The sequence below is a fragment of the Pseudoalteromonas sp. J2K-J979 genome, from assembly GCF_058169715.2.
This window is the reverse complement of the sequence record NZ_CM200281.1, coordinates 2,198,271-2,225,150: the sequence shown is the minus strand read 5'-3', so window position 1 is coordinate 2,225,150 and position 26,880 is coordinate 2,198,271. Positions and strand designations below refer to the sequence as shown.

At 40.7% G+C, this 26,880-nt stretch carries 25 protein-coding genes; 14 read left to right on the top strand and 11 right to left on the bottom strand.

The genetic code is table 11. The annotated features are described in order from the left end of the window. Positions 1–543: 543 nt before the first annotated feature. The 3 genes from AC3KVK_RS10185 to AC3KVK_RS10175 are packed head-to-tail and all read left to right on the top strand — an operon-like array spanning position 544 to position 4,827. Positions 544–1,917 (top strand): MATE family efflux transporter, encoded by a 1,374-nt coding sequence (locus tag AC3KVK_RS10185; RefSeq protein WP_490313751.1) that lies wholly within the window; start codon positions 544–546, stop codon positions 1,915–1,917. Then, positions 1,914–3,905 (top strand): excinuclease ABC subunit UvrB, encoded by a 1,992-nt coding sequence (gene uvrB, locus AC3KVK_RS10180; RefSeq protein WP_490313750.1) that lies wholly within the window; start codon positions 1,914–1,916, stop codon positions 3,903–3,905. Before AC3KVK_RS10185 ends, uvrB begins: the two co-directional genes overlap by 4 nt. Beyond that, positions 3,898–4,827 (top strand): class I SAM-dependent methyltransferase, encoded by a 930-nt coding sequence (locus AC3KVK_RS10175; RefSeq protein ID WP_490313749.1) that lies wholly within the window; start codon positions 3,898–3,900, stop codon positions 4,825–4,827. The genes uvrB and AC3KVK_RS10175 overlap by 8 nt, the downstream gene beginning before the upstream one ends. A 26-nt stretch (positions 4,828–4,853) precedes the next feature. On the opposite strand, the gene AC3KVK_RS10170 is transcribed toward AC3KVK_RS10175, so the two are convergent. Further along, entirely contained in the window at positions 4,854–5,096 is a 243-nt protein-coding gene (locus tag AC3KVK_RS10170; protein ID WP_490313748.1) for a hypothetical protein, read from the bottom strand. A 243-nt stretch (positions 5,097–5,339) separates the two neighbouring features. On the opposite strand from AC3KVK_RS10170, the gene AC3KVK_RS10165 reads away from it, so the two are divergent. After that, complete coding sequence (locus AC3KVK_RS10165) at positions 5,340–6,200, top strand: IS982 family transposase (RefSeq protein ID WP_248532008.1); 861 nt, start codon at positions 5,340–5,342, stop codon at positions 6,198–6,200. Positions 6,201–6,316: 116 nt separating this feature from the next. Here AC3KVK_RS10165 and queC read toward each other — a convergent pair whose 3' ends face one another. Continuing rightward, the gene (gene queC, locus AC3KVK_RS10160) at positions 6,317–6,976 is read right to left on the bottom strand and encodes a 7-cyano-7-deazaguanine synthase QueC (protein ID WP_490312214.1); all 660 of its coding nucleotides are present in this window, start codon (positions 6,974–6,976) and stop codon (positions 6,317–6,319) included. Between the two features lie 150 nt (positions 6,977–7,126). Here queC and queE point away from each other — a divergent pair, with 150 nt between their 5' ends. Then, entirely contained in the window at positions 7,127–7,792 is a 666-nt protein-coding gene (queE, locus tag AC3KVK_RS10155) for a 7-carboxy-7-deazaguanine synthase QueE (protein WP_490312215.1), read from the top strand. A gap of 50 nt (positions 7,793–7,842) precedes the next feature. On the opposite strand, the gene AC3KVK_RS10150 is transcribed toward queE, so the two are convergent. The 5 genes from AC3KVK_RS10150 to AC3KVK_RS10130 are packed head-to-tail and all read right to left on the bottom strand — an operon-like array spanning position 7,843 to position 11,338. Further along, positions 7,843–8,274 (bottom strand): DUF2069 domain-containing protein, encoded by a 432-nt coding sequence (locus AC3KVK_RS10150; protein WP_490312216.1) that lies wholly within the window; start codon positions 8,272–8,274, stop codon positions 7,843–7,845. After that, positions 8,271–8,825 carry an NAD(P)H:quinone oxidoreductase gene (gene wrbA, locus AC3KVK_RS10145; RefSeq protein WP_490312217.1) on the bottom strand — a complete coding sequence of 185 codons (555 nt, stop codon included), beginning with the start codon at positions 8,823–8,825 and terminating at the stop codon, positions 8,271–8,273. Before wrbA ends, AC3KVK_RS10150 begins: the two co-directional genes overlap by 4 nt. Next, positions 8,822–9,172 carry an arsenate reductase (glutaredoxin) gene (gene arsC, locus AC3KVK_RS10140; protein WP_490312218.1) on the bottom strand — a complete coding sequence of 117 codons (351 nt, stop codon included), beginning with the start codon at positions 9,170–9,172 and terminating at the stop codon, positions 8,822–8,824. Before arsC ends, wrbA begins: the two co-directional genes overlap by 4 nt. A gap of 50 nt (positions 9,173–9,222) precedes the next feature. Beyond that, a complete protein-coding gene (gene bepA / locus AC3KVK_RS10135; RefSeq protein WP_490312219.1) occupies positions 9,223–10,671 on the bottom strand; it encodes a beta-barrel assembly-enhancing protease in 1,449 nt (482 codons plus the stop codon). Position 10,672: 1 nt separating this feature from the next. After that, entirely contained in the window at positions 10,673–11,338 is a 666-nt protein-coding gene (locus AC3KVK_RS10130) for a hypothetical protein (protein ID WP_490312220.1), read from the bottom strand. 263 nt (positions 11,339–11,601) lie between these two features. Between AC3KVK_RS10130 and AC3KVK_RS10125 the strand changes: the two genes are divergently transcribed. Next, positions 11,602–11,760 (top strand): hypothetical protein, encoded by a 159-nt coding sequence (locus tag AC3KVK_RS10125; protein ID WP_490312221.1) that lies wholly within the window; start codon positions 11,602–11,604, stop codon positions 11,758–11,760. Next, a complete protein-coding gene (locus tag AC3KVK_RS10120) occupies positions 11,753–12,817 on the top strand; it encodes an AI-2E family transporter (RefSeq protein ID WP_490312222.1) in 1,065 nt (354 codons plus the stop codon). Before AC3KVK_RS10125 ends, AC3KVK_RS10120 begins: the two co-directional genes overlap by 8 nt. 80 nt (positions 12,818–12,897) lie before the next feature. Here AC3KVK_RS10120 and bcp read toward each other — a convergent pair whose 3' ends face one another. Then, a complete protein-coding gene (bcp, locus tag AC3KVK_RS10115) occupies positions 12,898–13,374 on the bottom strand; it encodes a thioredoxin-dependent thiol peroxidase (RefSeq protein ID WP_490312223.1) in 477 nt (158 codons plus the stop codon). 9 nt (positions 13,375–13,383) lie between these two features. Further along, entirely contained in the window at positions 13,384–13,917 is a 534-nt protein-coding gene (locus AC3KVK_RS10110) for a glycine cleavage system transcriptional repressor (RefSeq protein ID WP_490312224.1), read from the bottom strand. 249 nt (positions 13,918–14,166) lie between these two features. On the opposite strand from AC3KVK_RS10110, the gene bamC reads away from it, so the two are divergent. Then, positions 14,167–15,228, top strand: coding sequence for an NlpB/DapX family lipoprotein (gene bamC, locus AC3KVK_RS10105; protein ID WP_490312225.1), 1,062 nt, complete (start codon positions 14,167–14,169; stop codon positions 15,226–15,228). Positions 15,229–15,379: 151 nt separating this feature from the next. Next, entirely contained in the window at positions 15,380–16,753 is a 1,374-nt protein-coding gene (locus AC3KVK_RS10100) for a YjiH family protein (RefSeq protein ID WP_490312226.1), read from the top strand. A 26-nt stretch (positions 16,754–16,779) separates the two neighbouring features. On the opposite strand, the gene AC3KVK_RS10095 is transcribed toward AC3KVK_RS10100, so the two are convergent. Beyond that, entirely contained in the window at positions 16,780–16,986 is a 207-nt protein-coding gene (locus tag AC3KVK_RS10095; protein ID WP_490312227.1) for a DUF2897 family protein, read from the bottom strand. Positions 16,987–17,144: 158 nt separating this feature from the next. On the opposite strand from AC3KVK_RS10095, the gene AC3KVK_RS10090 reads away from it, so the two are divergent. Together AC3KVK_RS10090 and AC3KVK_RS10085 are read left to right on the top strand one after the other, a co-directional pair. Continuing rightward, entirely contained in the window at positions 17,145–18,479 is a 1,335-nt protein-coding gene (locus AC3KVK_RS10090; protein ID WP_490312228.1) for an ankyrin repeat domain-containing protein, read from the top strand. 150 nt (positions 18,480–18,629) lie between these two features. Then, complete coding sequence (locus AC3KVK_RS10085) at positions 18,630–20,873, top strand: aminotransferase class V-fold PLP-dependent enzyme (protein WP_490312229.1); 2,244 nt, start codon at positions 18,630–18,632, stop codon at positions 20,871–20,873. A gap of 84 nt (positions 20,874–20,957) precedes the next feature. Here the strand turns inward: AC3KVK_RS10085 and AC3KVK_RS10080 are convergent, their stop codons facing one another. Further along, positions 20,958–21,980 carry a LacI family DNA-binding transcriptional regulator gene (locus AC3KVK_RS10080; protein WP_490312230.1) on the bottom strand — a complete coding sequence of 341 codons (1,023 nt, stop codon included), beginning with the start codon at positions 21,978–21,980 and terminating at the stop codon, positions 20,958–20,960. Positions 21,981–22,333: 353 nt separating this feature from the next. On the opposite strand from AC3KVK_RS10080, the gene pgi reads away from it, so the two are divergent. The 3 genes from pgi to pgl all read left to right on the top strand — a co-directional run bounded on the left by pgi (position 22,334) and on the right by pgl (position 26,660). Beyond that, positions 22,334–23,977 (top strand): glucose-6-phosphate isomerase, encoded by a 1,644-nt coding sequence (gene pgi / locus AC3KVK_RS10075; protein ID WP_490312231.1) that lies wholly within the window; start codon positions 22,334–22,336, stop codon positions 23,975–23,977. Between the two features lie 504 nt (positions 23,978–24,481). Further along, the gene (gene zwf, locus AC3KVK_RS10070; protein ID WP_490312232.1) at positions 24,482–25,951 is read left to right on the top strand and encodes a glucose-6-phosphate dehydrogenase; all 1,470 of its coding nucleotides are present in this window, start codon (positions 24,482–24,484) and stop codon (positions 25,949–25,951) included. 1 nt (position 25,952) lies between these two features. Beyond that, a complete protein-coding gene (pgl, locus tag AC3KVK_RS10065; protein ID WP_490312233.1) occupies positions 25,953–26,660 on the top strand; it encodes a 6-phosphogluconolactonase in 708 nt (235 codons plus the stop codon). The last annotated feature ends 220 nt before the right edge of the window (positions 26,661–26,880 follow it).

Below are 26,880 nucleotides of genomic sequence, written 5' to 3'. Positions count from 1 at the left end.
ATGATTGGGCTGTTGCTGACTCCGATTGAAGAGGGGTTAAATGAAGTAAATAGGGAAGGATTTTTCATAAGCCTTATAGAATAAGGCGTAGAATTAGTTATCCACGGTTTCTGTGGATAACTCTGTTTATGAAACTTTTAAAAGTTATTTAACGCCTTTATTTGCCAGTGATGTAGCGAGATCAAGATTTATTTCACTTTTATTTATTGCTTTAATATCAGTTAGTTATCAAAGTCAAACTATTTGATTGCAAATTTTTAGCTTTATTGCGTTCAATGTAATTGATTTGAAATGATTGTGCAAAAATAAAACACCTACAGCGCTAGTTGTTACTAACATGTAAATTAATAGGGTGTTTTTTGTATATCTCACTGTGGTGTTTTTACTCGACGAAAAATCATTTATTCACATTAGTGACCGATTGGGATTTGAATTGGGGTGTTAAATCATATGTTGCAATTTAAGCTGATTATTTTATCGATTTAGATAGAAGCCCTCGGCTGGATGTTTTAGAATACCCATCCCTGAAAAAATGGCGTCAGTATGCAAACTCAATCATCACAGAAACCTGATTTACTCTCCGATCCTATTTCATTGACTCTGCGAAAAATGACCATTCCTATGCTGTTTGGAATGATAACGCTGATGTTATTCAATTTGGTTGATACTTTCTTTGTTGGTTTATTGGGAACGGAGCCCTTGGCTGCAATTAGCTTCACGTTTCCGGTGACATTCACGGTGATTAGCTTAGCAATTGGCTTGAGTATTGGTACCTCTGCAGTGATCGCAAAAGCTTTGGGCTCTAAGAAGCTTGACGAAGCTCGTTATGACGGCGTGGTGGCTTTAATTGTATCAGCATTAATGGTGGCCATTTTAGCGTTTATCGGTTACTTGGCGATTGATGTTATTTTTAGCTTATTAGGGGCCAGTGAGCGTTTAATGCCATATATACACGACTATATGTCGGTGTGGTTTATTGGGAGTGTTATTTTGATCACGCCAATGATCGGTAATGCGGTGTTGCGAGCTAGCGGAGATACTAAAACGCCCAGTATTATCATGGGTTTTGCGGGCGTGGTGAATGCTGTTTTAGATCCAATATTAATTTTTGGGTTTGGACCTGTGCCAGCACTAGGGATTCAAGGCGCAGCGCTTGCCAGTGTCATCGCGTGGAGTTCTGCGGTTATCTTGATTCTCTATATACTCATTGTTAAAAAACAGCTGTTGAGCCTCGATGCTGGCCAGCAAACCTTTCTACGAGCAGCAAAAAAAATGCTCAAAATTGGTTTTCCTGCCGCCAGTGCGAATATGCTTACTCCCATTGCGATGGCGGTAATGACGGCTCTTGTGGCCCGACATGGCGAAACAGCAGTGGCAGCATTTGGGGTGGGAAGCCGCATTGAGTCGATAGCTTGTTTAGTGGTGTTGGCACTGTCGATGACCCTGCCGCCTTTCATCAGCCAAAACTTTGGCGCACAAAAACTCGATCGTGTGCAATATGCCTATAAAGCTACCCTGAAGTTTATTATGGTATGGCAATTTGCCATCTATGTGTTGCTGATAGCGACTTCGCATTGGCTCAGTCGTGCATTTGCGGATGATCCACATGTTATTGAGGTAATTAAACTTTTTATGTGGGTGTTACCTTTAGGTTATGGGATTCAGGGCATTATCATTTTGACTAATTCATCGTTTAATGCCTTACATCAGCCGATGAATGCACTTATCTTGAGTGTTGTACGTTTATTTGTTTTTTATTTGCCGTTTGCGTATATCGGCAGCGTAATTGCCGGTTTAGAAGGTTTATTTGTAGGTGCCGTAGTGGGGAATATCTTTACTGCTTGTATCGCATATCGTTGGTTTGTTAAATATCTTGAAAAAGTAAACCAACAACAATCTCAAGAGTGTTTAATATGAGTGACATCTTTGAGTTAGTCTCAGATTTTACCCCAAGTGGCGACCAGCCGACAGCGATTAAACAGCTGTGTGAAGGGTTAGAAGCCGGGCTGGCACACCAAACATTATTAGGTGCTACAGGGACGGGTAAAACATTTACAATGGCCAATATTATCCATGATTTGAATCGGCCAACCATCATCATGGCGCACAATAAAACATTAGCAGCTCAGCTTTATGGTGAGATGAAAGAGTTTTTTCCTAATAACGCGGTTGAATATTTTGTTTCTTATTATGATTACTATCAACCTGAAGCCTATGTTGTGGCCAGTGATACGTTTATCGAAAAAGATGCATCAATTAATGAACACATTGAGCAAATGCGTTTGTCAGCGACAAAAGCGTTGTTGGAGCGCCGAGATGTAATTATAGTTGCATCAGTGTCAGCGATCTATGGGTTAGGTGATCCTGATTCATACATGAAAATGATGCTATTACTCAAAGTGGGTGAGACGGTCAATCAGCGTGATATGCTTAGGCGTTTATCTGAATTGCAATATACCCGTAATGATATTGACTTTGGGCGTGCGACGTACCGAGTCAGAGGGGAAGTGGTTGATATTTTTCCTGCTGAGTCTGAAACGTACGCTATTCGTGTTGAAATGTTTGATGATGAAATCGAGCGTTTGAGTATTTTTGATCCCCTTACAGGTGCGGTCGAAAAGCATATTGTTCGTGCGACGATTTATCCGAAGTCACATTATGTGACACCTCGGGAAACAATTTTAAATGCCACAGAAGCGATTAAAGCCGAGCTTAAACAGCACCGAGAGTTTTTACTCAAGCATAATAAATTAGTCGAAGAGCAACGCGTGACTCAGCGTACACAGTACGATATTGAGATGATGGTCGAGCTGGGCTATTGTTCCGGAGTCGAAAACTACAGCCGCTATTTATCAGGTCGCGCCCCTGGCGAGCCACCACCGACGTTACTTGATTACCTTCCTGATGATAGTTTGATGATCATCGATGAATCACATGTCACAGTGTCACAAATTGGTGCCATGTATAAAGGGGATCGTAGTCGAAAAGAAAACTTGGTTGAATATGGGTTTCGGATGCCTTCAGCTATGGATAACCGACCGCTTAAATTTGATGAGTTTGAAGCCATTGCACCGCAGACTATTTATGTTTCGGCCACACCTGGTGATTATGAGTTAGAACGGTCTTGCGGTGAAGTGGCAGAACAAGTTATTCGCCCAACAGGGCTACTCGACCCTGAAATAGAAGTCCGGCCTGTCACGACGCAAGTCGATGACCTGTTATCTGAAATTTATAAACGAGTTGAGCTGCAAGAGCGTGTTTTGGTGACTACGTTAACTAAACGCATGGCGGAAGATTTAACCGATTACCTCTCAGAGCATAACGTAAAAGTGCGTTATCTTCATTCAGATATTGATACGGTTGAACGGATTGAGATAATTCGTGATTTACGTTTGGGCGTGTTTGATGTGTTAGTCGGGATTAACTTGCTCAGGGAAGGTCTCGATATGCCTGAGGTTTCATTAGTTGCAATTTTGGATGCTGATAAGGAAGGGTTCTTACGCTCAACGCGATCTTTAATTCAGACGATTGGTCGTGCAGCACGACATTTAAATGGTCGAGCTATTTTATATGGTGATAAAGTCACTAAGTCGATGGCCAAAGCAATAGAAGAAACTGAGCGTCGTCGCGAAATTCAACATGCTTATAATGTCAAACACGGTAAAGTCCCCGTGGCATTAAATAAGAAAGTCACCGATATTATGGATGTAGGCGAAGAGGTTAAAAAGGATAATTCAGAGACTATTCCAGCGCTCAGTGCCCAGCTATCACCGGGTCAGATAGCTGAGCAAATTAAATCCCTCGAAAGCCAGATGCTCTTGCATGCCCGTGAGCTTGAATTTGAAAAAGCCGCAAAACTTCGAGATCAAATCCAACAATTACAACATAGTTTAATTCATGCCTAATTTAGATTTTACGCCTATTTCAGATGCATTGGCCAAGGCCGATATTCATAGCGCTGAGCTGCAGCGCATTTTTCATGGTCGAGGTCATGCCATTGCTGAGCTTAGCCACTTAAATGTAGATTTTTATCCACCTTATTTATTTATTAGTGCTTATGAACCGCTTACAGAGTCGCAATTGGCACAATTATCTACCGCCTTACTCGATACAATCGAGTGCCATTGGTCTAGAGCCATCACGGGAATGATTTATCAACACCGCGCAGGGCAGCAAACTCAAACGAGTGTATTGATGGGGGATGATCCGGGGGCATTTGTAATCCAAGAACTGGGTGTTAAATATCAGGTGGAACTGACTCGTCATCAAAATACCGGTATTTTTCCCGATATGCGTGAAGGTCGCCAGTTTGTGATGACTCATGCAAAGCATGCTAATGTTCTGAATTTATTTTCATATACTTGTGGTTTTTCGGTTGCTGCCATGAAAGGTGGGGCTGATCGGGTGGTGAATATGGACATGAATAAAGGTGTGTTAAGAGTGGGCAAAATAAACCATCAATTGAATGATGTGGATCGCAATGTCAGCTATTTACCGCACGATATTTTAAAGTCATTTGGCAAATTAAAAAAGATGGGTCCATATGATTTGGTAGTGGTCGATCCGCCAAGCTTTCAAAAAGGCAGTTTTGTTTTAACAAAAGATTACCAAAAAATTATTCGCCGTGTACCTGAGCTATTGTCTGACAATGCGCAAGTGTTGTTTTGTGCTAACAGCCCTGAATTGTCAGAGCAGGCATTTAAACAACTGATTAGTGAACATTGCGATAATCGTTTAACGTTTAAACAGCGTTTAGCGCCAGCGCCTAACTTCATCGAAGTGGATACAGATCGCAGTTTGAAAGCACTCGTGTATACAAATTTATAACGCGAGTTCTGGCAATAGATCAGTGTTTAAAGCTGATCTATTTCGTCTTTTAATGAATAGTTTTTATCTGTAACTATTTTTTCGAGTATCTGAACACGTTCAGTTAACGCAGATAATTGTTGTTTGAGTTGTTTTTTCTCCTCATCGCTTTCACTGTTGTGGGCAAGCGTTTTCTCTTTAAATTCGAGGTGTTTTTTATACATATCGAATATCACTCCAAAACCAACGGAAATAAAGACGATAAGGACGATCATCGTTGTGCCGTTCATAGATTGCTCCTGCATGTTATCCGTGACGAATGGTCTCATCTCGAACGTTAATTAACTTGAAAGTGTCAGTATCATTAATATTGACTCAGTTGCCAACTGACAAAAGTCATTATTTGGCAAAATCGGTATTGAGTGGGCTAAAAAAATGTAAGTAACCTGAGCCGCACATAAGAAATGGAACTAAATGCCCTTGCGGTGATCAGATCTTTCGACCAAGAAACATAAGATTACCGAGGCAAGGGCATGAATAACTTAGATGCAATTTACGTAGATGTCGATGATTTTTGTTTATTGTTTGAACCTCAATGGCTTAAACACCTAATAGAATCAGGTGAAAAGCAACGCATTAAGCCATCTCGACTATCCTCTAGCGAAGTGATGACTATATTAATTGCTTTTCATCAATCAGGTTATCGCGATTTTAAAACTTACTACACCAAATTTGTTTGTCAGTATTGGCGACATTATTTTCCTGATTTAGTCAGTTATACACGTATGTTGAAGTTACTTCAGGCCACGTTACCTGCTCTGTGCAGCTATCTGAAGCAGCGCTTTGATAAACCAACAGGCATTGCATTTATCGATTCCACTTCTCTCAAGGTGTGTCACAACATGCGTATTCCTCGTCACCAAGTTTTCGCGGGAGAAGCCAAACGAGGCAAAGGAACAATGGGCTGGTTTTATGGCTTTAAACTTCACCTCATCATGAATGATGAAGGGGGTTTATTAGCTGTAAAAGTGACAGCTGGGAATGTTGATGATAGACAGCCGGTATTAGATATGGTTGATAATGTTACAGGTAGTTTATACGCTGATAAAGGTTATGTATCTGCAAACTTAAAAGCGGAACTTGCTGAGCAAGGCATTGATTTTATTACAGGTCAACGAAGTAATATGAAACGTCAGCCAATATCATCTTGGGATAGAGCGATGTTATCAAAGCGTTTCATCATTGAAACAGTTTTCGACCAGCTGAAAAATATGGCTCAAATAGACCACACAAGGCACCGCAGCTGCATCTCATTTATGGTTAATTTAATGGCTGGATTAATTGCCTATACTTTTCAGACTAAAAAGCCGAGTATAAAAGTGACTCGGCTTTAATTCTTATGCAGATCTGAGGTTAAGTAAATATAATGCGATTGATTTGCGAGCGCGTAATTTGCGATTGATGTTGAAAGGCTAGAAATAAAAAGCCCTGATTAAACAGGGCGATTGACTTAAGCTTCGTACTCGAGCGGATCAGTGACTGCATTTAACGAAAATGCTTCAAGTCGCTCTTGGCATGCACCGCATTTACCACATGCTTTTTCGCGACCGTTGTAACAGGTCCAAGTTTGACTGTAATCCAAACCCATTTTTAAGCCATCCGTTAAAATATCAATTTTGGTGTTATTGAGATAAGGGCTGATGATTTCGACGGCATCGTAGTTGGCAATTTTGCACACATCATCCATTTTTTTCACGAATTCAGGACGACAATCTGGATAAATAGCATGGTCGCCCGAATGTGCGCCATAATACACCTGACTCGCTTTTAGTGACACAGCGTAACCGACAGCCAGTGACAATAAAATCATATTACGATTTGGCACGATAGTGCTTTTCATGCTTTCTTCTTCGTAATGACCTTCAGGAACATCAATGTCATCGGTCAGTGATGAGCCACCAATTAATTGGTTAATTGCGGAAATATCGACAATTTTATGTGGGACATTTAAATGCTGACATACTTTTGCAGCGACTTCGAGTTCTTTAACGTGTCGCTGACCATAATCGAAAGAGAGGGCATAGACTTCGTGGCCTTGGTTGATGGCTTTGTTTAGCACTGTAAAAGAATCCATTCCTCCGGAATAAATAACAACAACTTTTTGCGGCATAATCGTCTCGCTCTGGGTATAATAGAGGTTTTGTCAGGGCGCGATATATTACACGTTCGTTGATGAAATAACAATTTTTAGTACTTAATATCTCAATTAAGCCGATTTATCGTTTAACGTGTTAGTACGTGCAGTTATAGGAAATTATTTTTGTATAAAATTAATGAAATATTTGAAACCATCCAAGGCGAAGCGAGCTTCACGGGGGTGCCAGCGATTTTTGTCCGTCTGCAGGGATGTCCTGTTGGTTGCGCTTGGTGTGATACAAAGCAAACTTGGGAAACCTCAGATACCTATAAAGTCGACTTATTGAAAACGGTAGAGAAAAAAGCAGACTCTGAACTCTGGGCCGATGTGACAGTCGACCAATTATTAGCAGTCTTTAAAGAAAAAGGCTACCGTGCAAAGCATATCGTGATCACTGGTGGTGAACCCTGCATGTACGATTTAAATCCATTATGTGATGGTTTACATGCAGCAGGCTATGACACGCAAGTTGAAACTAGCGGCACGTTTGAAATAAAAGTCCCAGCACAAACATGGGTGACGGTGTCGCCAAAAATTAATATGCGTGGTGGTTATCCGGTACTTAAAAGTGCCATGGAGCGTGCGAACGAAATTAAACATCCCATTGCTATGATGAAGCATGTGGAAGAGCTGGAGCAATTGATTGACGCATGTGGGGTTTCACCCAAATTGATTTATTTGCAACCGATTTCTCAAAAAGCTAAAGCGACGCAATTAGCCATCGAAGTTTGCACCGAGAAAAACTGGCGATTATCTGTACAAGTGCATAAATATCTGGGGATTAATTAGTCAAGCAGGAATAAAAAACGCTGAGTATGACTGAGCGTTTTTTGTATTTATTATGAGTGATCTGAATGAGCGGCTTTTTCGTCTGCTAAGTCATCTTTTAGTTTACGAATTTTAAGACCTAACTCTTGACCTCGATGGCGCGAATAATACGTGCAACCAATAAACATGGCGCTGGCAAACATCAGTTCTAACATGACCCATAGTCTTAATTCGGGTGCTGTCCAAAGCAGAGTGAAGCCATGAATGAAGTAGATCATCACAATAAAATTGGCCCATGCATAGGTATATGTTTTATCTAAAATAATGCCTATTAAAGGTAGCAATAATGGTAAAACATAGAGACTAAATAGGAATCCATCGCTGTAGCCTGCAGGTCGTGCGAATACAAACATCCACAATGGCATTAAAATGAGTAAGCCTGTGTAGCCAAATAGGGCTAAACGCTGAAATTTCTTAGTAATCGGTTTTTTTTCGATTTTCATGATGCTAGTTTCTCTGAAATGATGGCTAATCGCTTTCCGATGGCATGACAAATTTTTTGCTCGTCTTTACTGAGCTCGCTCTCATTGTCTAAGCCCGATACGTGCGTTACGCCGTAGGGGGTGCCACCTGTTTGTGTACTTGCAAGTTCTGGCACATCGTATGGGACACCCAATAACATCATTCCGTGGTGCAATAATGGTAAAGCTAAGGTTAAGAGCGTGGTCTCATTGCCTCCGTGCATACTTGAACTGGAACTAAATACGCAGGCCGGTTTATCGATGAGCTCCCCTTTAAGCCATAGGTCGCTGGTTGTTTCCCAAAAGGCTTTTGCTTGTGCGGCCATCATGCCAAAACGAGTCGGTGTGCCAAAAGCGAGCGCTTGGCAATCTCGCAACTCATCTTTGCTGACCACAATATCATTAGGCTCTTGCACCACAAATGTGCGCAGTTTCACTTCACAGCCATGTTGCTCAATCGCATCGGCAATTTCATGTGCCAAGTGTTTAACTGAGCCGTGGCTAGAATGGTAAAGAACGAGAATATAACTCATTCGAATAAAGCTAACACGGCTTCTGGCGGACGACCAATTGCAGCACGGTTATTGTGAATAACGATAGGGCGCTCAATAAGCTTGGGGTGTTGATGCATAGCTAGGATTAATGCCGCTTCATCATTTTGTTCTTTGAGAGCCAATTCTTTGTAAAGGTCTTCTTTGGTACGCATTAATTGGCGGGCTGAATCAAACCCTAACTGTTTGATAATGTTTTGCAGCGATTCGACTGAAGGGCTGTCTTTGAGGTACTCAACGATGTCAGCATTAATATTATGTGAATTAAGTAATGCGAGTGTCTCACGCGATTTGGAACAGCGTGGGTTATGGAAGATTTGAACAGTCATAGGATCACCTTAAAATAGTTTGCGCTATTGTAGGCAAAGCAACGCAAGACTTAAAGTCTTGCGAGCTCTTTTTGCATTTGACGGTACTGCTTAAGTAAGGCTTTTAAGCGCTGTTGTTTGATGTCCTCATCGAGACTAACAAAATTCAGTGCTTTTTGAATTTCATCGGACGCCCTTTGATACCCTCCATTACTGGCTAAAATACTGGCGACGGTTTCGTGATACGCAGAGTGCTTTTCTTGGCGTTTATAGCAGTCAGCCAATAATTGTTTTGCTAGGTTATGCTCGGGTTTGTCGAGTAAAAAGTTTTTCAGTAATATTTCGGCTTTATCAAGTTGATTTGCTGTCATGGCGGCATTGGCTAAATTAAGCGTGATGACTTGATTATTGGGTTTTACTTCATGTTGTTTACTGAGCATCTCGACAGCTTGTTCGGCTTTATTTTGAGCAATGAGTAAATCGGTTTTAGTATCGAGATAAAAAGGATTCGACGCATCATTTTTCAATAACTCTGATAATAGGGCATCAGCTTCGTCTAATTTTTTTTGATCGAGTAGGGTTAATGCTAAGCCATATTCCAGTGCTCGGGTATCGGTGGTAATGGTTTTTTTAAGTTCATTTCTAAAAAAGCGCTCGGCGTGTTCACTTTTATCGTTAAAACGAGCAATAACGCGGCTCTTTGCTAATAAAAACTCAATGCTAGACGGAATGTCTTTGGCTGGAAATTGCTCGGCCCTTAAACGTATGTCTGAGACACGGCTGTCAGGAAGGGGGTGAGTGAGCAAAAAGACGGGAGGTTTTTTCTTAAAGCGTAGCTGTGCAGCCAATTTACCTAAGAACTCACTTGAGGCGCGGGGATCGTAGCCTGAATTATTTAAAATGGTCATGCCGATGCGATCTGCTTCTTGCTCAGCGCCTCGGCTATGGCTCATCTGACTTAAGGTCGCTTGGGTTTGATTGGCTGAAATGATCGCCATGCCTGCATCTGGCGCGACAATCGTTGTTAGGATCCCGGCAATCATGCCGGCAATTGTTAACGGCGCATTATCTTGTTGGGACTGAAGGCGCCGAGCAAGGTGTCGCTGAGTGACGTGGGCAATCTCGTGGCCTAATACAGACGCAAATTGACTTTCCGTATCTGCATTTAGAATGAGCCCTGTATGGACGCCGACATGACCGCCATAAAAAGCAAAGGCGTTAATATCCGCATTGCGAAGCCAAAAAAACTTAAATGGAAAACGCACATCAGCGGCATTGGCCACGAGTTTATTCCCGATGTTGGTAAGGTATTCATCGAGGACTGGATCGTCAAAAATAGGTGAGGTGCTTTTAATTTTCATCATCATTAGCTCACCAATCGCTTGTTCTTTATCAATTGGCAACACACTGACGGCGGAAGTGCCTAAATCTGGTAAGTTGAATGATGTTTGTGCATAGGTACTAGATGTTAAGAATAAATTACTGCTGATTAAAGCGGCCAATAGGGTGCGTCTTTTCATTTTATTCCTTGTTTGTCGGCTCAGGGCTAATCAACCTTGCTAAAGCTAAATCGTCTTGATCGACAGTCCTTTCTTTTTCACATAAATCATAAAATTCTTTTATTGAGACGCCTTTGACACTCACAACGTTCAATTCTTTTTTCAAAAACTCAATGATTTTATGCACGATCTTATGTGAATAGATGATTAATGCTTTATCTGCATCATCACCTCTTTGAAAGAAAAACTGAATATACTTATGTAATTGATTGATGCGTAATACCATCTTCATGGTGTATGGATCCCAGACTCGAAATTCCATATATTTATTTTCACTGATGTATTGATCGATTTGCTTGTCTTTTGCAAATGGAAAGGCGTGGAGTTCAAAACCACGATCGGTAAATACTTGATGTAAAGCGATACGGGGCTTTTCATCACAATCTATAATACCAGAGTGGCTAATCGACCCACCAAGGAGTTCGACATGCCAATTACGTTTATCTATGATCCGTTTCACCGCATTGTCAAAACCATGGCTTAAGATGCCTTCAGACTCCGCCAATGAGGAAGCCACCATATGGTAAAAAGGTGGAAGTTCTCCCCAATTAAGTTGTTTTTTATACCAGTTGATTTCTTTGAGTGTTGGGTTATCTGGTAACTTGGCTTTGCTATTTTGTTTTGACATGTAACTGACCCACTTAAAGATATCTTTTTAGCATAAAGCATTGCAGAGATTTGGTATATGCCGACTCTTTTAAAAATAGCAAAAAAAGCCTGTTTTGTTTGCTATTTAGGCAAATTAACTTTTTTGAGTTTACCGAGTTAACACAGTGGCTTACTATGAGGTTTAAAGTTGATTATTGTTGTTGTTAAAGCATGGTAGAGTGTGATTTAAGCGAGTATATATGCCCGCAATTATTTGTGCAGTTTAAGTTTAACCTGAAAAAAATGACGCTAAATAATCAATCGGGTGTGTTTATGGTGGCTCATGATGCAGATATTGCAGATATTGAGCGTTATTTGACACATCTCCACCTTCGTTATCGTATTGAACAGCGAGAGCTGTTCCAGTGTGTATTTGTTTTGGAGCAAGCCAACAGTGTTTGAATTTGTTAAATCCTGGTATGAACGTAAATTTTCCGATCCTCATTCGGTCACTTTATTACTGGTTATTTGTGCTGTAGTGTCATTACTTTATTTTGTCGGCTCGTTAGTTATTCCGGTTTTAGTGGCCATTGTGGTTGCTTATTTACTAGAGTGGCCTGTCCAACGTTTGGCATTATTAGGTTTTTCAAGGTTGATGGCATCTTCGGTTGTAATGCTCTGCTTTAGTGGCATCGCCGTTGCTGCATTTTTTGGTATTGTGCCTGTCCTTTGGCAACAAACCTCAAATTTATTACAAGAAGCCCCGCACATGCTCGAGCAAGGTAAGTCATTTTTAATGCAACTGCCTGAGCAATACCCCCAATTAATTACCCAGATGCAAATTAAAACAGTGGTCGAAACGGTTGAAAATAAGTTTATTGAATTTGGACAAGTGATTTTGTCTGTCTCACTCACCTCATTAAAAGATATTGTGGCTTTGTTAATTTATCTGATTTTAGTGCCTTTATTAGTCTTTTTTATGCTGAAAGATAAACAAGAGCTGGTTGGAGGGATTGGGCGTTTGTTACCAGACCAACGTCGATTGATTAGCCAAGTTTGGCTGGAAATGAACCAACAAATTATGAATTATATTCGTGGTAAGGTGATTGAAATTTTGATTGTCGGTGGTGCATCGTTTATTACATTCACAATGTTTGAGTTGCGTTATGCAGCGTTACTAGGCGTGTTGGTTGGTTGCTCGGTACTGATCCCATTTGTTGGCGCTGCATTAGTGACTATACCTGTTGCTGCGGTGGCATTGTTTCAGTTTGGTGTTAGCCCTGAGTTTTGGTACATCATCATTGCCTATAGTATTATTCAAGCGCTCGATGGTAATGTGCTCGTGCCGCTCTTGTTTTCAGAAGCGGTCGACTTAAATCCTGTGTATATTATTGTTGCGGTGTTATTTTTTGGTGGATTATGGGGGTTTTGGGGCGTCTTTTTTGCGATTCCACTGGCATCATTAGTGCGTGCTTTACTCAATGCATGGTCGATGCAGCCACAAGAAATAAAAGCATAGCGGATCGTTTTTAATCTACGAGCGCAACAGATATAAAAAAGGCACCTCAATGGTGCCTTTTTTATGAATGTAAAGACTGATTAGTCTTTTAAATGCGCCATAACGACTTCGTGATGATCTTTGGTTTTAAATTTGTCAAAAACATGCTTTATCTTGCCATCTTGACCGATTAGAAACGAAATTCGGTGAATGCCATCGTATTCTTTACCCATAAATTTTTTGTAACCCCACACGCCAAATGCCTCTGCAATAGCATGACTTTCATCAGAGAGGAGATGAAAGTTGAGCTCTTTTTTATTGACAAAATTGGTGATGCGCTTCACAGGATCGGGGCTAATCCCGACAATTGTTGTATTGAGATCTAGCAATGCCTGTTTACTATCACGAAGGTTTTCAGCTTGCACGGTACATCCAGGTGTGGATGCTTTTGGATAAAAATAAACAAGAACTTGGTTGTCTTTAAGCAATTGCTCAAGAGCAACTGTTTGCTCATTTTGATTAAGTAATGAAAAAAATGGAGCGTTATCGCCCGCTTTAAGGGGATTGATAATGTTCATAATTATTCCTTATCGAATGCGTCTAAGAATATATTCAAGGTTAAGTTCATTACATAGCTGCTCAAATTGTACTTTAAAGGTGTCGAATTCTACGTCTACGGATAAATTAACTTCAAGTTCGGAGCGCATATGAGTTTGCTCTGCTTCTTCAAAAGTATCGGATTTAAGCGAGCAAATATTGATGCGGTTTTCACCTAAAAGCGTCGTGACTCGACTCAGCGTTCCTGGGGAGTCGATGCCTGAGTATTCGATGGTGTAACCAGCGCTAAATTCAGTGTTCTTTCGGCTGGAGGTTCGTTTCATCATCGTTAACAAACCGAGTTCGACACTTTTGGTTGGCAGGATGTGTTCGACGCGGCTGATGGCCGACATATCACCAGAAAGCAGCATGATAAACGAAAATTCGTTACCTAAAATCGCAATGCGACTGTCAATAATATTGCAGTGGCAATCACTGACAAGCTGAGTTAATGCGCCGACAATTCCAGTTCTATCTTCACCGATTGCTGTAAGCACTAATTGATGATTTGCAAATCCCGTCATTTATTCCACCCTATGTCTTTCTTGGCGCGCAACTCTAACATAAATCGGAAGAAAAGATTAGCCATTCTTGTGTTTACCTCAAGGTGCACGTACCATAAGTGCGTTTTATCTATCGGGTTACGCTCAATTTAGTGTAATCTACCCAATAATAAAAATTGAGTGTTGCTTTAGACCTCAAAATAGACTGAACCATTTTAAGTGTGCCGACTCAAAGCTTCGAATATTAAGGCATGCAAAGGAGAAGAATAAGTGCAGTATTGGATTCGTAACACGTTAGTGTTAAGCGTCATTGCAGGGTTATCGGGTTGTAGTGTGTTTACCAACAATGCCCACCACGAGAAAAACTATCGTGTTTCTGAGCAGTTAAAAGTTCCTGCGAATCTAGCGAAACCTTATCAAAATCCTGAATTTATCATGGAACCCAAGCAATATAAGAAAGCGGCTGTCACTGATAGCTTAAAGCCACCGGCGCAAGTGCTAAATACTGCTGCGGGGAGTTGGAGTGAAGAAGGGGATTCTCAAGCCCGTATATATTTTGATAAGCCTGATGGTGTGACTGATTTAAAAGGGTTTATCTGGCAAGCTCTACAAGATTTAATGGCTGATTATCGCACTCAAGCCCTTCAAGAAAACGAAGCAAAAGGAACAATGGAAACCGATTGGTACTCAATCCATAAGCCGATAGAAGTGTGGTTTTGGGAGTCTGAAAAAGAAGTCAGTCGTCAGCGTTTTGAATTTACAATTGAGCAAAAAGATCATCAGCGTACTGCGTCAGTTTTAGTGAAACTTGTAGATTATCAGTCAAAAGATGAGCCACTAACTGGGGTGTTAAAGCAGCAACTAGAGGTGGGCGCGTTAAACGCATTTGTTACTCAATATGATTTTAACTATCGACAATTTGCGGTTCAGCAACAAAAAGAGCGTGGCATAATTTCATTAAAGATGGGTTTTGATAACAAAGGCAATGCATCTTTAATCACCGAGCAAGAATATGTAGTCGGTTTTACACGCTTTGCAGCATTGCTAGAAAGTTTAAACTTTGCAATTACAGAGCTTAATGATAAAACGGGGTTAATCAGCGCAACGTATGACAAACCTGACGCCAGCGTGTGGGATTCGATTTGGGGCGATGATTTGTCTGAACTGCCATTAGACAGTGGCCAGTACCAAATCTTGATAGAGACGTTGGAAACCGGCGGAACAAGTTTGACTTGGATGGACGGTGAGGGCGAAGTCTTGGAACCAGGCACGATGAATGATTTACATCAAGCACTAATCAAAGTGCTGCGCAAAAAAGGTGTAGATATTTAAATAGTTAAATCATGTTAAATAGCCTTGTATCCAGTAATACAAGGCTAGATAGACAAACGAAAAGAGCACTAGCGGCTCTTTTCTTTTGTCTGTATTAAAGTTGTTATTTGAGCACTCAATGCTCGAATATAAAAATAATAAAGGCACTGCTATGCAAAATCAGCACGATGAACAATTAAATTTATATCATTGGCGAACATTGTTCGCTTTTATTGTTCCTTCTTTAATTGGTGTATTTTTGTTTATGACACCGGTTCCATTAGGTGACGTTTTTACAATTCCAATAGCTGTGTTGGCAAAGCAAGTCCAGCAGTTAGTGGCCGGTCATATCACAGCGATGGTGACAGGCATTATTTGTTTTACGGCCGTGACTGGCTTATTAGTTAAGTTATTTAAGCCAGCATTTATAACGCGGATTGGCTTTTTACATCACCTATTTGATGTCAGTTATGTATGGGTGTTCACTCGTTTAGCAGGCATGGTGTTTGTAGTAATGACTTATTTTAAAGTCGGACCAGAAGCGATTTATTCAGATAACACCGGCCATTTAGTGTTACATGATTTAATGCCTGTATTATTTTCTGTTTTTATTCTGGCAGGTTTATTATTACCTTTATTACTGAATTTTGGCTTGCTTGAGCTGGTGGGCACATTGCTTACTAAAGTAATGCGTCCATTATTTGGAGTGCCTGGCCGCAGTGCTGTCAATTGCGTCGCATCATGGTTGGGAGACGGCAGTGTTGGTATTTTGATGACTGCAAAACAATACGAAGAAAAATTTTTTACGGCAAAAGAAGCAGCCATTATTGGGACCACCTTTTCTGCGGTGTCAATTACCTTTAGTTTAGTGGTGATTGGTCAGGTTAAACTCGAACATTTATTTGCACCTTTTTACTTAACTGTATGTTTGGCTGGGATTGTGGCTGCGTTAATTGTGCCGCGTTTACCGCCACTAAGTTGGAAAAAACATCAGTATGTTGATGGGACAGTGCCCAGTGGAGATGCCGAAGCCTTGCCTGAAGGGAAAACATTGTTTAAGCATGGTTTAGATGTAGCGCTCACTAAAGCGTATTATGCTCCAGGAATTAAAGGGACGGTGCAAGAGGGACTAAAAAATGCATTTGATATGGTGTTTGCCGTTTTACCTGTGGTTATGGCGGTGGGAACATTTGCGTTGATTATTGCTGAGTATACACCCGTATTTCAAATTCTTGGCACCCCTTTTATTCCGTATTTAGAGTTCCTCAATGTACCTGAAGCTGAAAAAGCAGCGCAAACGATTGTGGTTGGGTTTGCTGATATGTTTATTCCATCAATTTTAGCGGCCAATTCGATAGACAGTGATGTAACGCGTTTTATTATTGCGGCGATGAGTGTCACTCAGTTGATTTATATGTCAGAAGTAGGCGCTTTATTGCTAGGCAGTAAGATACCGGTGAATATTGTTGAGCTGTTTGTGATTTTCTTATTACGAACACTAATAACGCTGCCGGTCATTGCATTGATGGCGCATTGGTTGGTGTAACCAAAAAGGATTAAAAAAAACGAACATCAAGGATGTTCGTTTTTTTTATCTTCATTGAGTGTATTTTCAGCTTCAGCTTGCTGTTTTGCTGCCAAAGATGCTTTGGCTTTTTCTATTGGATCTTTGTTGAATTGTTTCATGTCGTATTTGGCGCTCGATTTTAACAAGGCAATGTTGCCCCAAACGAACCCAAAAACAATTGCAATGATTAAAATAACCTGCCAAGTTTGCATGGTTGACTACCTCATAACCTTTCCTTTTAGCATGCGCCAAAATCTGTGAAAAGTCATTAGCTAATAAAGTGTAATCGTGTTCAAACTTCGCTTTTTGCTGATATAGTTTCCTGCTAATATAGCCGCGAAATTATCATTGAATAAAATGAGGTAGTGCCTTGTCAAACGAAAATGTGCTTATTTGGCCCAAACAATATCCTCTGTTGCTTAAAGGGTTGTTAGAGCAAAACGGTGCGCATATTCTTGACGCATTAGAGCAATGGCCTCAATGTGAAGAAAAAACAGATGCCGATGGCCTGACGTTGACTCTCTTACCGCCACTTTTTTATTTATTGTGGCAAAAACCAGCAGAGCCTTTTCAAGAGTGTGTTTTTCAGCATATTTTCGAGTATGACGATGTTGAACAGCAGTATGTTGAACAGGTTTTAATACATTTAAAAACGCAACTTGATCAAAATGAAAAAGTGACGTTGCTATTACTTGAGCGCCTGGCTAAGTATGTTGATTTTTCGACTCAGTTTGAACACTTCTCTTTAGTCAGTCCGGCATGCTTATGTTTGCAACTTCATTATTTTAATGTGCTAAAAATGCTGCTTGAGAATGAGCTGGTGCTTAGTGAGCAAGATATTTTAACTTTATGGCAAGATGCTGAATTACATGCGTTGTTATTGCCCTATTTAGGTAAAGCGGTCAGGCAGACCACAAGCTTACTCGAGACGATTACCACGCGATTGATTAATGGCGAAGATTATTTTGGTTTGTTGGTAGCACTGCAACATGACGATACAGATTTAACTTTACTTGAACAAGCGCTCTTGGCTCATATTCGGGATGACAGCGCCAAGCAAACATTGTGTAAACGTTTCCTAGCACAAGGAGCAACAGGCACACTAGCAGACAACCAAGGCATGACAGCGTTAATGTGGGCTGCCAAACGTGGATTCATCGATGTATTAGTAAATCAGCTAGATGAAGCGGTTTTGAAGCAGACCGATCAGGCAAATCATACGTTATTACATCAAGCTGTTATGGCCCAAAATGAGCAATGTATCGCATTAATGCTCAAAAGTGGTATTGATTATACGGTTAAAAATACGGATGGATTGACCGCCTATCAATTGGCAGTAAGCCTTGGTTATCGAAATGTCATTAAGCTCTTAGAAAAAGACTTTGGTATTAAAGAACTCAGTCCTGAGCAGCAAATTAAGCGTATTCGTTTAGTTCATGGTTTACATGCCTTGGCATGTTGGTTATTCCCGGTTCAACTTTTCTTTTTCTTTATGCCTGACTTTGATTTTAAAAGTGAGACATCGTTTGCTTGTACATTGATGACTATGTTGATGCTGTTTTATGCGATGAGCTTAAAACGCTGTAATTTATATCCGTATGTCAAACATCCATGGAGCTTATCGTTTATTCGAGGCCTATCATTTTTAAGTCTCGCATTGCAGTTAATGATGGTAGTGGTGGTGGTGGTCACAGCACTTAGTTGAGCCTAATATTTGAAAAAGACCTGCCTCATGGCAGGTTTTTTTGTTTTTTCATAAGAAGAGCCGTTGTTACTGCGATTGGTTATTAGCTATCTGTGTGTATCTGTGTAAAATTGAGTTATAAGATATACCATAAAGTAATAAAGGCGTTTTATGTTCACCTCAATTGATTTTCATCGTAATCAACCGCAAGTTTATTTAGATGCGAATGCCACCACTGCGGTTTTACCTGAGATCGCTGATATTGTTTCTCATACCATGCAAGTGTGTTTTGGTAATCCTTCAAGCTCACACATTACTGGAATTAAAGCAAAGCACTTGATGGAAGAAACACGCCAGTTGGCAAAAGACGTGATTGGGGCGCAGACAGGGGATATCTTGTTTACCTCGGGTGCAACAGAAGGCATCCAAACAGCCATAGTCTCTGCTTTACTGGCAATTAAAGAGCATAATATTACCCAGCCTATTCTAATGTATGGCGCCACGGAGCATAAAGCAGTGCCAAATACCTTAGCGCACTGGAACAGTGTGCTTGGGATTAATGCAACCATGGTGGCGATTCCTGTTGATGGAGATGGTTTATTAGATCAAGCATTTATTGCTGAACATGTTGGTAATGCGCTGATGATTTGCACCATGGCTGTGAATAATGAAACGGGTGTTAGACAAGATTTAGCCTTGTTAGAGCAAGTGATCCGAGCAAATAATCCAACCGTTGCTTGGATGGTCGATTGCGTACAAGCCTTAGGTAAACTCGATTTAGCCTTAAGTGACACATCGATTGATTACGCACCTTTTTCGGGTCACAAATTATACGCACCTAAAGGAATTGGCTTTTTGTATATTCGTGAGCATAGCCCATATACTCCGTTTATTGCCGGTGGGGGGCAAGAAAGTGGCATGCGCTCAGGTACAGAAAATTTACCAGGCATCGCAGGTTTAAATCGATTGTTTTCTTTGTTAATTGATCCCCTACAAACAGTTTTCGGATCTCATCAACAACTTTATGGCTACCGTGAGCAACTTGAGAAAACGCTGCGATATGTTTTTCCACACGTTGTTTTTAATCACAGGTTTGATTTGAGTGTGCCCACGACTTTGAACTTTGCGGTTAAAAATATTTCGAGCAAAGAAATAATGGACTTGTTTGATGCCGCTGGCATCCGTGTCAGTGCTGGCTCAGCGTGTAGCTCTGGCGCTTCGCGAAGTTATGTGCTCGATGCAATGGGGGTGGCCAATTGGCAATCAGAAAATGCGATTCGATTATCGTTTGGCCCGGCTACGACTCAAGCAGAGATTGATGAAGCATGTAAACGAATCGAACAATTAAAATCAGTGTTAGCTTCTGCCTGTTTAGTGGTCTCTGATTCTCATGTGGGTGATCAGGAGAACTGTGCGCTTGGCTTGAGCCAATACAAGCATCAAGGTGCATGCTGCTGGTTGTTTGTTAGTGATGAAAAAGAAGCGGTGATCATTGATCCTATTATTGAGTTACTGCCCCGATTGATGAATGTGATCCAAGGACAAAATTTAACTTTAAAAGCGATGCTCGCTACTCATCAGCACAATAATGATGAACCGTTAAGCTCTTTTTATGCACTCGCAGGATTAACACAAGCGAACAATTGCGATTTATTTGGCTGGCCCAAACAATCGGATACTATCCAAATTGGCCGCAATCAACTTAAAAGTATAAAAACGCCAGGCCATAGCGAAAATAGCAAATCGTATTTATTAATGGATCAAGACAAAGTTCTGATTTGTTTTTGTGGTGATTTGATCTTACCCGGTGGGCTAGGGCGAACGAACCTTGATGACTCTGATCCAGCACAAATGTTTGATTCCTTATTATCACTCAGTCAACGCTTATCACCTGATAGTGTTCTCTGTTCTTCTCATGATTATGCACAAAGTTTTGCCATTGATTGGCACAGTCAACTGATGATTAATCCATTGCTCAATAATGTGGTGACAGAGCAAATAGATAAACAAGAATTTGTTAAACAAAAACGAGATTCTGATCACCTTTTAGCGGAACAAGTCGAGTATTTTTGTGGTGCTGTAGTCAGCCCGACATCAGATACGCTGGTTGAAAAATCATTAACCGCGGCTTTGAGCTTTATGACAGAAGAGGGAGCAATATTATTAGATATACGTGAGCCTTACGAACATAGCGCAAGTCAACTGGCAACCCTGCTGAGTATTGATGAGCAATACGTACTTAACGTACCGTTAAACCGTATTTCGGATGCGATATGGCAAAAGCGCCTAGACCCAAAACAGTCATACGTTTTAATTTGTCGCAGTGGAAATCGTTCACGTCAAGCATGTTTAAACTTGCAGCAACTTGGTTTTGAGCACGTGTATAATATTCGAGGAGGCTTGGCTTTGCTGTAAAGCAGCGTTGAGTGTGGGGGTCGCTATTGAATAACTGATAATGCCGATGGTAAGTTCATCGGCATTATTGTGTTTTAAATTCATTTATTCTTGTGCGCCTGTACTGTCGCGGATAACGAGTTCAGGAGTAAACATTTTACGTAACTCTTTATCTTGATTTCGGGTACCCCGTGTTTTTGCAAATAATAGTTTTGCAGCATGCTGCGCAATGGTATCGATAGACTGATGAGCCGTGGTCAGTTTTGGCCATGTTTGACGAGAAAATGGGTTATCCTCGAATCCTGCAATCGAAAGTTGCTGAGGGATCTTTATCGTCATTAAGCGTGCGGCAAAAAGCGCCCCTGCAGCGATTTCATCGTTACATGCAAATATGGCACTGACGCTTTTATTGTCAGCGAGTAATTGCTTAGCATTGGTCACTCCAGATTCGAATGAGTATTGGCCATCGATAATCAATGATTCATCGATAGTTATGTCGTTTTTACTCAGTGCTTCTTTATAACCAGCTAAACGCTCAAGTGTTGATTTATGCTCTTTATCACCCGCTAAAAAAGCAATGTGTTGGTGGCCCAATGAAATAAGGTGCTCAGTAATTGCAAAGCTCGCATCACGGTCATTCACATAAATACAATCTGTTTGCTCAGGTGAGTGTTCACAACCCGATAAAATTCGGACGTAATTGACATTAAGCTGATCAAGCATGTCAATTACGTCAGGTCGCTCTGATAATGGGGGAGTTAAAATCAAACCTGAAATTCGGGCTCGCTTCACCATGGTTGCTAACTCTTCAAGCATCATGTCATCACTGCCAGAGCATGGGTGGATAAGGAGTTCGTAACCTTCTTCTTTGCAACGAGACAAAATCCCTTTTTGCATGTCTAAAACATAGTAAGCATTGGGGTTGTCATAAACTAATCCGATAGTAAATGACTTTGTTCCCGCTAAACTGCGTGCTGCAAGATTGGGTTGATACTTTAATTCATTGACCGCTTCCATCACGATATCGTACGTCTTTTTACGTACTGATGGCTCGTTGTTCATCACACGTGACACGGTTTTCATTGATACGCCGGCGAGTTTCGCGACGTCGTTAATTGTTACTTTCATATTATTATTTTATTTTTCGTAGTGAGCGAAACATACCTTACTTGTCAGCAAAAACGTATAAAGCCAAAGATTTATCGGCAATGAGTTTACATTGAAATATTTCTTCTTGAAATTTTTAACTGAGCATCCCGATTGATTTTGCTTAGTTTATCTAACTTCTATGCAAGATAGCAGAAAATATTTCGTTTATTAAACATGACAACGGTGTCAAAAAGTTTATTCGACTTATTGACAGCGTTGTCATTTTTACTTATTGTTAACTTCTATACATTAAACATGTTCATTTTATGACGTGTTAGAACAAAATTTAGTTAGATTAAACAACGTTTAGATTTAGCGATAAAGGAAACATTATGAGTAGCCGTTCTGTTTTGCCTGCATGGCAAGCACTACAAACATCAGCCGAGCAAGTTAAGAACCTGCATTTAAAGCAAATGTTTGCAAGTGATCCTCAACGTTTTAATCAATTTTCTGTTGCTATTGAGGGTGTGTTGTTTGATTACTCTAAACAGCGACTAACTCACGATGTTTTTACGCAATTGTTGAATCTAGCAGAGCAAACTGATTTGCGCCAATGGCGCGATAAGATGTTTGCCGGTGAAAAAATTAATATCACTGAAGATCGTGCTGTTCTTCATGTTGCACTGCGTCAACCAGCGCAGACCCCTTTGTATCTAGAGGGAGAAGATGTGAACCAAGGTGTTCACCAAGAACTGGCTAAAATAAAAGCGTTTGTGGCGCGAGTGCGTTCAGGACAGTGGCGGGGCTTTGACGGCCGGGCTATTAAAAATGTGGTTAGCATCGGAGTCGGTGGTTCAAACCTCGGTCCGCAGATGGCTACAGAAGCTTTAAAAACGTATGCAGACGATACTTTAAATATCCATTATGTTTCTAATGCGGATGGTGTGCAAATTCACCAGGTATTAGCACAGCTTGACCCAGCAACGACACTTTTTGTGGTGTCTTCTAAAACATTTACTACGTCTGAAACCATGACGAATGCAAAAACTGCGCTTGCTTGGTTAAATAAAGCAACGTCTGCTGATGGCGCAGTGGCTAAACATTTTGTGGCGGTAAGCTCGAATTTAGCTAAAACCGCAGACTTTGGTATTGATAGCGATAATGTGTTCGCTATGTGGGATTGGGTTGGTGGTCGTTTTTCAATGTGGTCAGCAATCGGTTTACCAATTGCTTTGTATCTGGGTTTTGAATTATTTGAAGAGTTACTCGCTGGTGCCCATGAAATTGATCAGCACTTTTTAACGGCGGATTTCGAGCACAATATTCCGGTGATCATGGCTTTACTCAGTGTTTGGAATACCAGCTTTTTAGGCGCTGATGCACAAGCAATTTTACCGTACGATCAAACCATGCATATGCTCCCTGCATATTTGCAACAAGCAGAAATGGAAAGTAACGGAAAATCTGTCACATTTTCTGGTGACTCAGTTAGTTACACCACTGTGCCGCTTATTTGGGGGATGACAGGAATTAACGGGCAGCATGCGTTCTATCAGTATTTGCATCAAGGTACGACGATTGTTCCGGCTGACTTTATTGGATCTGTGACGCCGAGTGTTGATATCGGTCAACATCATCAAGTGTTGATGTCTAATTTTTTTGCTCAAACTCAAGCATTGATGGATGGCGTTAATGAAGAGGCGATCAGAGCCGATTTAACGAGTAAAGGTGTCTCAGAAGCACGAATTAATGAACTGGTGAAGCATAAAGTGCATCAAGGAAATCGCCCAACCACCTCTATTTTATTGGACAAAATAGACGCACGTGCAGTAGGTCGATTGGTTGCGTTATACGAACATAAAATATTTTGCCAAGGCATTTTATTAGAGATTTGTTCATTTGACCAATGGGGTGTGGAACTAGGTAAAGGCTTAGCATCCAATATTGAAGCACAACTAGCGAATCAAAATGAAATTACTGAACACGATAGTTCAACCAATAATTTAATAAATTATTTTAAACAAAAAAGAGCTTAATTTTAGTGAGCATTGTTGCTCCGAACCAGTAGCGCTGGCGTCCTCTGGGGTTACTTGATGTGAGACAAGTAATCTCAGAGACCCTTTTTTGTAAGACTGAATACCTTTGAACGGGTAGCGCTGAGTACTTAGGACCTGTAATTTTGTGAGAGGGATTGCAGAGTCTCTAAGGCTCATTATCTATACCGTGGTAAATGAACCTTTGAACGGGTAGCGCGGGTGTCTTTAGGGTTTGCAATTTGTGAGAGGGTTGCAAACTCTGAGCCCCTTATCCATAAAATGAATTAAAGCACTCGTTTTAATTGCCTCCATACGCCGCTTCATGCATATTTACTCACATAAATATTAGCAGCTGCATACGAATTCATAAAAAAAGCAGCAAAATAAACGGTAATTTAACCAAACAATTACCCAATAAAAAGATACTATAATCCTCAGCACGAGTTGATTTGCAGACAGTGCCATTGATATAGAGCTCTCGCTCCTAACAAAAGAGATTTAACTATGCTAAACCCATTTGATATTGTTATTTTTGGTGGCGGTGGTGATTTATCGCTGCGTAAATTGCTTCCTGCATGGTATCGCGCATATCAGGAAGGCAATTTGCCATCAGGTAGCCGCATCATGCCAACGGTCAGAGAATTAGCAAACCGTGAAGAATTCATCGAAAAGGTCAATCAAGGATTACAAGCCCATCTGAGTAAAGGCGAATATAACAAAAAAGATTGGACTGCATTTGCTAAGTATATTGAACCCATCGCGATCAATGTGACAGAAATTGATGACAATTGGACCGTTTTAAAAGAACGCCTTGAATCGGTGGAAGCTGATCGCTCTCGCGTTTTCTATCTCTCGCTACCTCCGGCAGTCTATGGCCGCTGTTGTGAGCTGTTGTCACAAATGGATTTAATTACTGAGACTTCTCGTGTTGTAGTAGAAAAGCCCATTGGCTACTGCGGCGCATCGGCTGAAGAAATTAACGCACAAGTTGCATTATTCTTTAAAGAAGAACAAATTTTCCGAATTGACCACTATTTAGGAAAAGAAACGGTTCAAAACTTAATGGCGTTACGTTTTTCAAATGCATTGTTTGAAAACCTATGGGATGCCAAGTCTATCGACAACATTCAAATCAGTATTTCAGAAACGGTTGGCTTAGAAACACGTGCGGGTTTTTACGATAAAGCGGGAGCGCTTCGCGACATGGTACAAAACCATTTGCTACAACTATTATGCTTAGTAGCAATGGAATCACCACATAAACTCAATGCAAATAGTATCCGGACCGAAAAACTTAAAGTATTAGAAGCCTTACGCCCTCTAGTTGGCAAAGATGTAACTGATAATATCGTCAGGGGACAGTATGTTCCAGGTACACTCAATGGCAAAGTTGTTCCGGGCTATTTAGAGGAACTCGGTGATAACTCAATAACAGAAACGTTTGTGGCCATTCGAGCACATATTGATAACTGGCGTTGGTCTGGAGTGCCATTTTATTTGCGTACAGGTAAACGTCTTAAAAAACGTTGTGCTGAAATTGTAGTGGAATACAAAGGTGTTTCACATAATGTGTATGAACAAAGTGTGGGCGCTATCCAACCGAACCGATTAATTATTCAATTACAACCTGAAGAAAGCATTCAGTTGACGTTAATGTCAAAGCGTCTTGATAAATTAGAAATGGAGCTTGAACCAGTTACATTGAATATTGAATTGGCTGAAGATTATAAAAATGGGTATCAAGGTGATGCGTATAAGCGTTTGATGCTGGATGCTGCCGCGAATAACCCCGCGTTATTTATCCATCGTGATGAAGTGCGTCAAGCGTGGAAGTGGATAGACCCGATTATAGAGCAATGGCAAAAAGTAGGCACTCCTGCATTGTATCGTGCGGGTTCATGGGGTCCAGTGGACGCTGATGAGTTATTAGCTGAAAACAATCACACTTGGTTTAATGCAGGAGATGAAGATTAAGATGGCAATTATTGAAAAGTTTTTCGATTCTAAAGAGGCATTAAATGCTGAGCTTTCAACATCGTTAGAAGCCGCATTAACAAATGGTATTGAAACCGATGGTCGTGCAACGTTGCTTGTATCCGGTGGTTCGTCTCCGGCACCAGCCTATAAACACTTATCAGCTTTAGCATTACCATGGCATAAAATAGATGTAGCGATGGTCGATGAGCGTTGGGTCGATGTAGAACACGAGAAAAGTAATGAAACATTTATCAAGCAAACCCTACTTCAAGGGCATGCAAAAGAAGCTAATTTTGTTGTCATGAAAAACGCATCGCAGACAGCCCAAGTGGGCGTACTTGAATGTGAAGCAGCTTATCAAACACTTAAACAACCCTTTGATGTGACGATTTTAGGCATGGGTCCTGATGGGCATACAGCATCGTTATTTCCTGAGGCTGGTGGATTGGAACATGGCTTAACGACTGATCAACTCGTTTGTGCGATTACAGCGCATAAAAGTGAAGTTACAGGTGATATCACCGAGCGAATGACATTGAGCTTGAGCGGTATTCTTAATTCTAAAGTTATTAAGCTATTGATTAGTGGCCAAGAAAAACTCGATGTTTATCAAAAAGCAAAGTTGAATAACAAGGTGAGTGAGATGCCTGTAAGTGCAGTGCTTCAGCAAGATGATGTCACCGTTGAGGTTTATTGGGCTCCGTAAATGTTAGTGTGAGTCACGCGATAAAAAATGCACCCAATTGGGTGCATTTTTTATCGCTCGTGAACCGTTCTTAAAAAGCATAGCTATTTGTAATTTTAATTTGAAGGGGCGGATGAAATTATAGAAAAATTCAGTGGAAGAACTTAATTTAAATTCGTATCAAACCGTTCAAGTATGGTAGAGGAAAAAATTTTTAATAAGACAGCTTGATGCAATAATC